Consider the following 11,593-nt stretch of genomic DNA (forward strand, 5'->3'; position numbering starts at 1 on the left):
AGCGCGACCCCCACTCCCCGGAGCGAGGCCGCTCGCCGCGCAGGCGCCGCCGGAGGCGCCCTTGACTGTCGCCCTTGACTGTCGCAGTAGAGCCGCCCACCTGCCCACACCACCACCGCCCCGCGAAACCAGCGCCACCCCCGACCCGCGCCACCAACGGATCCCGCAAAACCATGCGCGAAGCCGTCAAGAAACGCCTGTGCCTGTCAACCCACGAACAAACCGCAACCAGCCATACCCACACACATAAGGGCGCCTCTGTCGCTCAGGCAAAGCCCTGTTCTATATGTCAAGCCCCTGATTCGCGGCATCGTCGAGCGCCTTGTCCAGCGAAGTGGCCGCCATGATCAGCGCCAGGTGCGTGAAGGCCTGCGGGAAGTTGCCCAGTTGTTCGCCGGTCGGGCCGATCTCCTCGGAGAACATGCCGACGTGGTTGGAGTAGGTGAGCATCTTCTCGAAGGCGTAGCGGGCTTCGCGGATTCGGCCTGCCTGGGCGAGTGCGTCGACGTAGAGGAAGCTGCACAGGCTGAACGTGCCTTCGTTGCCGCGCAGTCCGTCCGGCGAGGCGGCCGGGTCGTAGCGGTAGACCAGGCTGTCGGACACCAGCGTGCGGTCCATCGCGTCCAGGGTGGACAGCCAGGCCGGGTCCCGTGGTGCGAGCATCCCCATGCGCGGGATGATCAGCAGGGAGGCGTCGAGCACGCCGTCGTCGCCGCCGTTGCCGTCGCTGTAGTGCTGGACCAGGGCCTGCTCCTTGGCGTTCCAGCCGCGCGTCATGATCTGCTCGATGATCGTGTCCCGCTCCCTGGTCCAGCGCTCCAGGTCCGCCGGGCGGCTGAACTCGGTGGCCAAGGCGATGCCGCGGTCGAAGGCGACCCACGACATCACCCGGCTGAAGGTGAAGTCCTTGCGCCCGCCGCGGGTCTCCCAGACGCCCTCGTCGGGGCGGTCCCAGGAGTCGGCGAGCCAGTCGAGGGTTTTTGCCAGCGACTTCCACCCCTGATACCCGGTGCTGCGCTGCAATAAGGCGCCTTCGGACAGGGCGTACATCGCCTCGCCGTAGATGTCGAGCTGGAGTTGGTCGGCGGCGGCGTTGCCGACGCGGACCGGCGCCGAACCGCGGTAGCCCTCGAGATGGTCCAGGACCGTCTCGGTCAGCGTCGGGTCGCCGTCGACCCGGTACATGATCTGCAGCGGGTCGCCGGTCCGGCTCTCGCGGTCGCGCAGGCGCTCCCCGATCCAGTGGACGAACTTGTCCGCCTCCTCGACGAAGCCGAGGTCCAGCAACGCGCGCACGGACAACGAGCCGTCGCGCACCCACGTGTAGCGGTAGTCCCAGTTGCGCTCGCCGCCGATCTGCTCCGGCAGGCCCATGGTGGCCGCGGCGACCGGGGCGCCGGTGGGGTGGTATATCAGCAGTTTGAGGGTGATCGCGGAGCGGTTGACCGCGCTGGGCCACCGGCCCTGGTAGGTCGAGCTTCGCACCCACTGCTGCCAGAAATGGATGGTGCCCCAGGCGGATTCGGAGGCGTCCTCGGCGGTCATCGGCGGGGGCAGGGCGCTGTCGGGCGCGCACACGGTGAGGGCGAACCCGGCCATGTCGCCGACCCGCAGGGTCGTCTCGCCGCGGACGTCGTCGCCGTCCTGAGCCATCGGGAAGTTGCCTGCCTGCAGGTACGCGGTGGCGCTGGGGGAGCGGAAGACGGCGCTCTCCCCGTCGAGCCGGAGCTCGTGGCCCGCCCGCGCGTAGTCGAAGCGCGGACGGCATTCCATCGTCATCGTGACCGCGCCGCGCACCACGCGGACCGCGCGCATGAGCGCGTGCCGGTCCGTCGGGGTCGTGGACGTGATCGGCGGCATCCAGTCGACGACTTCGCAGACCCCGTCCGGCGACGTGAACCGCGTGATCAGGACAGCGGAATCCGGGTAGTACAGCTGCTTGGCCTGAGCGTCCGGGTGGGTCGGCGCCAGCTTGAAGAACCCGCCGCGGGCGTGGTCGAGCAGCGAGGCGAACAGGCTGGGCGAGTCGAAGCGGGGCGCCGCGAACCAGTCCACGACACCGGCGGAGGAGACGAGCGCCGCGGTTTGCAGGTCACCCACCAGACCGTGGTCGGCGATGAGCGGATAGCGGTCCATGGCTACTCCCGCGTCGTCGTGGAAAAGCCTCTATAAACCCTTCCACTATCCGGCGCCGGGCGCGATTCGGCCTCCCGTCGGGGGGCTCGTTGCTCCATGTGGAGGTGGTGGCTGTGCGCTTGCTGGTGGTTACCCGGTAGCATCGCGTGCCGAGTCCGAGGAGGGCGTGATGAAGCAGAGGGCGCGATGAAGCATCGGCCGGCATGGGCGCCGGATGAGGTCGACATCGAGCGTCCATCAGTGGCGCGGATGTATGACTACTTCCTCGGCGGTTCTCACAACTTCCCGTCAGACCGGGATCTTGCCGAACAGGCGCAGAAGGCCTTCCCGGACGCGCCTCATGTCGTGCGGGCCAATCGGTCGTTCCTGGGCCGAGCCGTCGCCGCGTTGTGTGCGCTCGGCGTCGAGCAGTTCCTCGACCTCGGCTCCGGGATTCCCACCGTCGGCAACGTCCACGAGATCGTCGCCGCGCGCAGGCCCGGGGCTCGCACGGTGTACGTCGATTCCGACCCGGTGGCCATCGCTCACGCCTCGGTGCTGTTGCGGGACACGAACGGTGTCGCCGTCGTGCACGCGGACCTGCGGGATCCGGATGCGGTTCTGCACGAGGCGGTCCACGCCGGAGGACTCGATCTCGCCCTTCCGGTGGCGGTTCTGCTGGTCTCGGTGTTGCCGTTCATACCGGACGAGGACGACCCGGCCCGGATCGTGGCGGCCTACCGGGATGCCACCATCCCGGGCTCCCACCTGGTCATGAGCCACGGCACCAACGAATACCGGCCCAAGCAGGTCGGCGACGTCGAGACCGTCTATGCCAAGACCACGCAGCCTGGCGTGTTCCGCGGCAAGGCTGAGATCGGGCGCTTCTTCGAAGGGTACGACCTGCTCGAGCCGGGTCTGGTGGACATCGTTCATTGGAGGCCGGAACCCGAAGCGCTGCGGACAGACCCGCTCGGCGGCGACGTCGCTCGCTACAGTCTGATCGCCGGAGTCGGCAGACGGCTCGTGTAGCGGCCGCAGACGAGCGTCCTCGGGTAGCCTTGATCCACACGCGGGCGGGGGCGGAAGCGGGCGGGCTGGGATGACCGAAACAAGCGAGCGCGGCGCTGCCGAGGGGACCCGGCGGGCCGAACTGGCCGCGTTCCTCAAGACCCGGCGCGCGAAGATCCAGCCCGGAGACGTCGGCCTGCCCGACGGCGTCCGGCGGCGGGCCGCGGGACTGCGGCGCGAAGAGGTCGCGCAGCTCGCCGGGGTCGGGCTGTCCTGGTACACGTGGCTGGAACAGGGCAGGGCGATCAACGCCAGCACGCAGGTCCTGGACGCGCTGGCCACGACGCTGCGCATGGACCCGGTCGAGCGCGAGCACCTGCACGTCCTGGCCGGAGCCGTCCCGCTGCGCGGCCAGGCCGACGACCTCGTGATTCCCGACGCGGTCTTCGCCATCCTGCGTTCGCTCGACCCGCTGCCGGCGACGCTCGCGACAAGCCGCCTGGACACGCTCGGCACCAACGAGGCCTTCCAGGTGCTCTTCGCCGGCTGGCACGACCTGGGCTGCCTGCACCACAACGGGCTGTGGTGCACCATCACCGAGCCGAACGCCCGCCGATGGCTGCCGGACTACGACGACGACATCGCCTACCTCGTGGCGAGGCTGCGCAGCAACTACGCCCGCCACATCGGCGACCCGGAGTGGGAGGCGAACATCGCCCGCCTATCGGCCACCTCGCCGGAGTTCGCCAAGATCTGGGCGCGGCAAGAGGTCGCCGAGCCCTGCCTGCGGTCACGGCGGGTCATGCATCCCGACCTCGGACTGATGAACTTCACGCTGACGCAGCTCGACGTCGCTTTCTGCCCGGAGGTCTACATCAACGTCTACACACCCAGCGACGCCGAGACGTGGGCGCTGCTGGCGCGGACCAGACAGGGTTGATGTAGAGCGCTTCTGTTTGAAGTGCCAGCTGTTTGAAATGCGGCGGCCCTGGTGTATGTGTGGGTCGGGTTGGGGGTGTTGGTTCGGTTGGTGGGTGGGTTTTAGAGGCTCTCTACGGCTTCGCGCATGGTTTACGGGATCCGCAGGCTGGCGCGGTCGTCAGGCGTGGTCTGGGCTGCGTTGGCTGCTGATGGTCTGGGCAGGTGGTGCTGTCTACTGCGATAGTCAAGATCAAGAGCGACAGTCGCAGGCCACAGTCACAGGCGACAGTCAAGGGCGCCTCCGGCGGCGCCTGCACGGCGTGCGGCCTGGCTCCGGGGAGTGGGGGTCGCGCTGGCTGCCGGCGGACGCTGCTAGTGGTCGCCTCCGTCCCGGATTCCCCGTCTGTGGTGTGGGCGGGGTCCACTCGGTGAGGCACAGCGGCGGCCGGGTGGTGCGTGCGTGAGGTGCGGGAACCCTTCCCACAGGCGGGACAAAGGCGACCACAAGCAGCGTCCGCCGCCCGACAGCGCGGCCCCCCATCCCCGGAGAGAGCGCCGCTCGCCGCGTAGGCGCCGCCGGAGGCGCTCTTGACTGTGGTCTTTGACTGTCGCTCTTGATCTTGACTATCGCAGTAGACAGCACCACCTACCCAGACCAAATGCCGGCCCTGGCACGTACCTTAGGTGCTGCCACGCACAACGCCCGCCTCCTACAAGCGATCCCGCGACGAACGCCGGATCTTGACGCCCGCTGCCTTCTCCGTCAGCCTGTCGCCTGACAACGACGTCGGCCGCTGGCATGCAAGGAGACGAATGCGCCGTCTTGGGAACGTTCACACCCGTAGATCCCGCCTCACCCCCAGACCCCGCCTCATCGCGATGCTCAGTGTTGCGATACTCGCGATGGCCATCTCCCCTCAAGCAGCCAGCGCCGGCTCCGCGGACGCCAAAGCCGTGCCTGTCTCGGATCCCGCGGCCATCGTCAATCCCCTGATCGGCACCGGGAGCGGCGGCGACGTCGTGGGCCAGGTCGACATGTTCCCCGGGGCCGTGACGCCGTTCGGCATGGTGCAGTGGAGTCCGGACACCTCCTCGCGGCCTCCGGGTGGCGGGTACGACTACGCCGACACCTCGATCACCGGGCTCAGCCTCACCCACGTCTCAGGGCCCGGATGCGCCATCGGCGGCGACTTCCCGGTGCTGCCGATGGTCGGCGCCGTTCCCGCGGACCCGTCCTCCGCGCGGCAGCCCTTCAGCCACAGCACCGAATCGGCGACCCCGGGCCTGTACTCGGTGACCCTCGCGCCCGGAACGTCTGGCGCGATCAAGACCCGGCTCACCGCCACCGCGCGTACGGGGTTGGGCGAATTCACCTTCCCGGCCACCGACCAAGCGCGGGTGCTGGTGAACTCGGCCGGATCGGCGTCCGGCAGTTCGGCGGCGACCTTCGCGGTGACCGGTGACCGGGAGATAACCGGCTCCGTCACCAGCGGCCACTTCTGCGGACAGTCCAACTCCTACACCGTCTACTTCGCGGCGCGATTCGACCGGCCCTTCACCTCCTCGGCCACCTGGAGCGGCGGTACCGGTGGCACTTTGACCTTCGACACCCGCAGTGATTCGAAGGTGCGGATGCAGGTCGGGGTCTCCTACACCTCGGCCGCCGGCGCGCGCCGCAACCTCGCGGCCGAGGCGACGTCGTGGAACGTGGACGATGTGGCGCGTGCGGCCCATCAGGCCTGGAACAAGCAGCTGCGCAAGATTGAGATAGCCGGCGGTACCGCCGCTGAGCAGTCGAGCTTCTACACCGCGCTCTATCACACGCAGCTGGACCCGAGCGTGATCGACGATGCCGACGGTGCGTACCCCGGCTTCGACGGGAAGGTCCACACCGCGCCCGCCGGACACCATCAGTACTCGAACTTCTCCGGCTGGGACGTCTACCGCTCCGAGATGCAGCTGATCGGGCTGCTCGACCCCGATCGCGGCTCGGACATGGCACGTTCGCTGCTGGCCGACGCCGACCAGGGCGGCTGGCTGCCCAAGTGGCCCTCGGTCAACGGCTACACCGGTGTCATGAACGGCGACGCCGCCGATCCCATCCTCGCCGACCTCTACGCTTTCGGCGCCCGCGATTTCGATCTCGGCAAGGCGGTCGCCACGATGGTCCACGGCGCCCAGGGCACCGGCGCTCAGGGCCAGGGCTGGTATGTGGAGCGGCCGCACGGCCAGGACTACATCGCCAAGGGCTACGTGCCCAACGTCGGGTCCGACTCGATCAGCCCGGTGCCCAACGGTGCGTCGGAGACCGAGGAATACGCGCTGGCGGACTTCGCCATCTCCCAGCTGGCCCACGCCTCCGGTGACACGGCAGAGGAGTCCGTGTTCTTGAAGCGCTCGCAGAACTGGGCGTCGGTGTTCAACACGGCTACCGGATACATCCAGCCGCGCGACGTCGACGGCGCCTTCCCGTCCGGGGACCCGACCACCGCCGGCCAGTCCGGCTTCGGCCAAAGCGGCTTCCAGGAGGGCAACGCGTCGCAGTACACGTGGATGGTGCCGCAGAATCTGCGAGCCCTGTTCGACGGCATGGGCGGCGATGCCGCGGTGCGGCAGCGGCTGGACACGTATTTCACGCAGCTCAACGCCGGGCCGAACCAGCCGTACCACTGGCAGGGCAACGAGCCGGCGTTCGGCACGCCGTGGGCGTACGACTCCGCGGGCGCACCGTGGGAGACGCAGCGCGTGGTGCGGCGCATCACCTCGACGCTGTATTCCGCGACCCCCGGCGGCGAGCCGGGCAACGACGACCTCGGTGCGATGAGCTCGTGGTACGTCTGGGCGACGCTGGGCGTGTACCCGCAGACCCCGGGCGTGCCGATGCTGGTGCTCGGCGCGCCGTTGTTCTCCTCGGCCGTCATCCACGCCGGTGCCAACACCCTGACCATCAAGGCTCCGCAGGCCGGTGACGCGGCTCCGTACATCCAGAGCGTGCGCCTGGACGGCCGGGCAACGCAGCACACGTATCTGATGCTGGACGGCCGCGATCACCACCTCGACTACACGCTCGGTGCCTCGCCCGACCAGACGTGGGGTTCGGCGCCCCAGGACGCGCCGCCGTCGTTCGGCGCCGGGCCGGTCAGCTTCCCGCCCGCCACCCGGGCGGCGTTGTCGGTCACGCCGCAGCAGGTCCGTGTGGCGCCCGGGACGACGACGAGCGTCACGGTGAAGGTCGACAACACGCTGGGCACGTCCCCGGCGACCGTCACCTGGAGCGCGCAGGGTCCGGCCGGTCTGGCCGCCACGCCGTCGCAGACCACTGTCACGGTCGCGGCCGGGGCGGTGACGACGACCGCCGTCAGCCTGGCCCCGGACCCGGCGACGGCCTCGGGCTACTACCAGGTCGCGGTGCGGGCGAGCGCGTCGAACGGCGCGGTGCTGCCGACCACCGACATCCTGGCCACCGTCGCGGCGCCCGGCGTCTTCATCCCGACCGCCTATGTCACCGACTACAGCGACGGGACGCTGACCCCGGTCGACATCCGCACCGGCAACGCGGGCCCGGCCATCCCGGTCGGCAGCGGCCCCGACGGCGAGGCGATCACGCCGGACGGCAAGCGCCTGTTCGTGGCGAACAACAACACGAACAACGTGACCGTCATCGACACCACGACCAACCAGGTGATCGCCACCGTTCCCGTCGGCAGCGTCGCCGCCGACCTGGCCGCGACCCCGGACGGCAGGACGGTCTGGGTCAGCGACTTCGGCGACGGCACCGTCCAGCCGATCGACGTGGCCACCCTGACCGCCGGCCCGCCGGTGAAGGTGGGCAGCCAGGCCGAACGCGTGATGATCAACCCCGCCGGCACCCAACTGTGGGTCGCGAACCAGGGCGACGGCACGGTGAGCGTCGTCGATCTCGCCTCGCGCACCGTCGTGCACACGGTCGCGGTCGGCGCGGCGCCGTTCGGCGTCGCCTTCGCCCACGACGGTTCCAAGGCGTACGTGACCAACGGCGGCGGCAACAGCGTCTCGGTCATCGACACCGCCGCCTACGCCGTCTCCGCCACGATCCCGGTCGGCGCCGGCCCGCAGGGCATCCGGGTCTCCCCGGACGGCTCGGTGGCCTACGTCGCCGACTCCGGCGCCGGCGGCGTCACCCCGATCACCATCGCGACCGGCGTCCCCGGCGCGCTCATCCCGACCGGGTCGGGCGCCTACGCGGTCGGCTTCACGCCGGACAGCACCGTCGCGTGGGTGGTCGACACCAACACCAACGACGTGCGTCCCGTGACGGTCGCCACCGGCGCGGTCGGTGCACCGGTCGTCGTCGGCAACGTCCCGGACGGAATCGTGGTGACGCCCGCCACCGCTCACTGATGACAGGGGATTGAGAAGTTGAGAAGGTGATGCCCGGCCGAGGCTCTCAGCCTCGGCCGGGCATCATGCGCGCGAGCCCCCGCTCACAGAAGCCCGCCAGAAGCCCGCCAGAAGCCCGCGCTCTGGCCGCCGCGCCGGCGCTCGAATCAGTACGCGGGGAACGGACCCCAGTCCTTGATCGCGAACGCGCTGCCGCTGCGGACGACCTCCAACGCCGTCTGTCCGCTGAAGTGCGCGGGCAGGATCAGCGCCGTGTTGTCCGCGGCCCAGCCGAGCAGGTCGCGGCGGGTGGTCCGGGCCGTGGCCGGGTCCTCGCAGAAGCAGCTGTGGTGGTCGGGGTGGGAGACCTGGAGCGGGGTGTGCATCAGGTCGCCGGCGAACAGGGCGCGGTCGGTGCCCGAGGTCAGCTGGAGGACGGACGCGCCCGGTGTGTGGCCCGGTGCCGCCACCAGGCGCAGGTTGCCGTCCACCGTGTGCTCGCCCTCCCACAGCTGGACCAGACCCGCGGCGCGGATCGGTTCGACGCTGTCCTCGAAGGCGCCGGCGTTCACCCCGTTCGCGATATCCGGGTTCTTCGAGGGATCGAAGTGCTCGACGTCGAGCCGGGGCATCAGGTAGGTCGCGTTGGGGAAGGTCGGCACCCACCGTCCGCCCTCCAGCCGGGTGTTCCAGCCGATGTGGTCGACGTGCAGGTGGGTGTTGATGACCAGGTCCACCTCCTCGGGGCGGATTCCCGCGCGGGCGAGGTTGTCCAGGTAGCCCGAGGACAGGTGGTCCCAGGCGGGGACCGCCGAGCGGGTCTTGTCGTTGCCGATCCCGGTGTCGACCAGGATGATCCGGCCTTCGCTGCGCAGGGCGAAGGTCTGGAACGCGACCTGCACGATCCGGTCCTCGGCACCCAGGTGGTCCGGGACGAGCCAGTCCCGGTTGTCCTGCCAGTCCCGGTCGGGCCAGCCGGGGAAGAACTGCTCCGGGGTCATGCCGACCGGCCCGTGCAGCTCCTCGACGCGGGCGACGGTGACGTCGCCGATGGTGATCTCGTTCATGCCACGACTATCGATCGTCGTCCGGGCCGGCAACCACGCCGTGTCGGGGTGCCCCTGTGCGTGGCACACCCCGGCAGGGTGCGGCACAGCGGCCGCGGTGGTCCGACAATGGGCCCATGGCTGATCGCGAGAACCCGGGCGAACTCGGTGAGTACCTCAAGGCGTGCCGCGCGCGCGTCCGGCCCGAGCAACTCGGCGTCACGCCCTACGGCGACCGGCGTCGCGTTCCGGGCCTGCGCCGCGAGGAACTCGCGCTGCTCGCGGGCGTCAGCCCCTCGTACTACGCCCGCCTGGAGCAGGGGCAGTCCCGCAACGCCTCGCCGCAGGTGCTGGACGCGATCGCGGCGGCTCTGCGGCTGGCCCCGACCGAGCGGCAACACCTGCACGCCCTGGCCGAGTCCGCCGGCCGGCGCCGGATCACCCGGCCGGCGCCGGTCGAACACGCCGATCCGGCCCTGCTCGAGCTGCTCGGTGCGATGCGGGAGGTTCCGGTGCTCGTCCTGGGCAGGCGCGGCGACGTGCTGGCCTGGAACCCGATGTGCCACGCCCTGCTGGCCGGCCACCTCGACCGCGACAGCGCCTCGGTCCCCGGCCGCCGTCCCAACATGACCGAGCTGGTCTTCCTCGACCCCCACACCCGCGCCCTCTACGCGGACTGGGACAGCAAAGCCCGAGCCGTCGTGGGCAACCTGCGCCTGGCGGCCGGAGCCCACCCCGACGACCCGGCCCTGGCCGCCCTGATCGGCAAGCTGATCCTGGCCAGCCGGGAGTTCACCACGATGTGGGCCGACCACCGGGTCCAATCCTGTGCGACCGCCGCCTACGAGCTCCACCACCCGATCGTGGGAACCCTGACCGTCACCCAGCAGACCCTGCGCTCGGTCGAACGACCCGACCAGACCCTCATCACGTGCACCGCTCCGCGGGAATCCGCGTCCGCCGCGGCGCTGGAGCTCCTGGCCCATGTGGCACATCAGCCGGTCCGCGACGGTGCCGAGGTGTCAGAACCAGAAGGTGCCGAGGTGGCAGAACTACCGGCCTGACCTTGTACTAGAATCGCGCAGTCGTCCCGAGGCCGTCCTGACACGCCGGCCGTTTCGGAGCCTGAACCGGTCTACAGAAGGTTCTGAATGGGTGCTGCGCGTGCGGACTGGACAGCGGACGCCTTCATGGCCGAGCTGTTCCGTGTGCATTCGGGCCCGCTCCTGCGCTATCTGCTGCGTCTGACCCTGGGGGATACGGCGCGCGCCGAGGATCTGTTGCAGGAGACCATGGTGCGGATCTGGCGCCATCCGGAGAACTTCGGCGGCGAGGTCGAGGCGTTGCGGCCGCTGGTCTTCACGGTCGCGCGGCGGGCGGCGGTCGACGCGGCGCGGGCTCGTGGCTCCCGGCCCCAGGAGGTCGGCGACGCCGAGGAGTCGGGGGTGGACGCGTTCGGGGCCGAGGAGCCGGAGTTCGAGCGCGTGCTGGTGGCGCAGGTGATGAAGCGGGCGTTGCTCAAACTCAGCCCGGAGCATCGGGTGATGATCGTCGAGGTGCATTTCAACGGCCGCACGATCGAGGAGACGGCTCAGCTGCTGGGGATTCCGTTGGGTACCGCCCGGTCTCGGACGTACTACGCGGTGCGGAACCTGCGGAAGGCGTTGGCCGACCTGGGGTATGAGCGCTGAGCGGAAAAATCTTGCGGCGTCGGTGATATGAGGCGCGGCCCCGCGCGTAGTGCATCTCGGAACCGCTGCGTTCCTGTCTGAGATGTCGATGCGAGGGGAGTACCCCATGGACGGCGACCTCACTGATGCCCAGTGGGCTCTGCTTGAGCCGTTGTTGCCCGTTCCGACGGCGCGCGGGAAGGGCGGACGGCCTCGTTACCGGTCGCGGCGCGAGCTGATCGACGGCATCCGCTGGCGGTTTCGTGAGAGTGGGCGCTGGGACCGGGTTCCTGACCGTTACGGACCCCACCAGACCACATATGCCCTTTTCTACGCGTGGCGGAAAGACGGCACGTGGGAGCGGCTGGTCTCGGCTCTGGGCGCCGGTCCGGAGGCACGCACCATCATTCCGTGGGCCTCAACGGCAGGGGGCGCCAAGCGCTGAGTGCCGCTTGCGTACTGTGACCATGC

The 11,593-nt window shown here is 69.8% G+C and carries 8 protein-coding genes; 6 read left to right on the forward strand and 2 right to left on the reverse strand.

The features are described 5' to 3' along the window. Window positions 1–282: 282 nt before the first annotated feature. The gene (locus ABIA35_RS46790; protein WP_370362311.1) at window positions 283–2,136 is read right to left on the reverse strand and encodes a glycoside hydrolase family 15 protein; all 1,854 of its coding nucleotides are present in this window, start codon (window positions 2,134–2,136) and stop codon (window positions 283–285) included. Between the two features lie 186 nt (window positions 2,137–2,322). Here ABIA35_RS46790 and ABIA35_RS46795 point away from each other — a divergent pair, with 186 nt between their 5' ends. The 3 genes from ABIA35_RS46795 to ABIA35_RS46805 all read left to right on the forward strand — a co-directional run bounded on the left by ABIA35_RS46795 (window position 2,323) and on the right by ABIA35_RS46805 (window position 8,427). Next, window positions 2,323–3,147, forward strand: coding sequence for an SAM-dependent methyltransferase (locus ABIA35_RS46795; protein ID WP_370362312.1), 825 nt, complete (start codon window positions 2,323–2,325; stop codon window positions 3,145–3,147). 70 nt (window positions 3,148–3,217) lie between these two features. Further along, on the forward strand, window positions 3,218–4,066 hold the full coding sequence (locus ABIA35_RS46800; RefSeq protein ID WP_370362313.1) for a helix-turn-helix transcriptional regulator: 849 nt from the start codon (window positions 3,218–3,220) through the stop codon (window positions 4,064–4,066). A gap of 884 nt (window positions 4,067–4,950) precedes the next feature. Then, window positions 4,951–8,427: a GH92 family glycosyl hydrolase gene (locus tag ABIA35_RS46805; protein WP_370362314.1), complete on the forward strand. Its 3,477-nt coding sequence runs from the start codon at window positions 4,951–4,953 to the stop codon at window positions 8,425–8,427. A 146-nt stretch (window positions 8,428–8,573) separates the two neighbouring features. On the opposite strand, the gene ABIA35_RS46810 is transcribed toward ABIA35_RS46805, so the two are convergent. After that, window positions 8,574–9,473, reverse strand: a complete 900-nt coding sequence (locus ABIA35_RS46810) for an MBL fold metallo-hydrolase (protein WP_370362315.1) — start codon at window positions 9,471–9,473, stop codon at window positions 8,574–8,576. A 116-nt stretch (window positions 9,474–9,589) separates the two neighbouring features. Between ABIA35_RS46810 and ABIA35_RS46815 the strand changes: the two genes are divergently transcribed. From ABIA35_RS46815 to ABIA35_RS46825, 3 genes are all read left to right on the forward strand, one after another. After that, entirely contained in the window at window positions 9,590–10,516 is a 927-nt protein-coding gene (locus tag ABIA35_RS46815) for a helix-turn-helix domain-containing protein (protein ID WP_370362316.1), read from the forward strand. Between the two features lie 87 nt (window positions 10,517–10,603). Beyond that, window positions 10,604–11,143 (forward strand): sigma-70 family RNA polymerase sigma factor, encoded by a 540-nt coding sequence (locus ABIA35_RS46820; RefSeq protein WP_370334052.1) that lies wholly within the window; start codon window positions 10,604–10,606, stop codon window positions 11,141–11,143. Window positions 11,144–11,249: 106 nt separating this feature from the next. Continuing rightward, on the forward strand, window positions 11,250–11,567 hold the full coding sequence (locus tag ABIA35_RS46825) for a transposase (RefSeq protein ID WP_370334053.1): 318 nt from the start codon (window positions 11,250–11,252) through the stop codon (window positions 11,565–11,567). Window positions 11,568–11,593: the final 26 nt, after the last annotated feature.

Origin of the sequence: Catenulispora sp. MAP12-49 (assembly GCF_041262705.1) — a bacterium.
Lineage (GTDB): Bacteria > Actinomycetota > Actinomycetes > Streptomycetales > Catenulisporaceae > Catenulispora.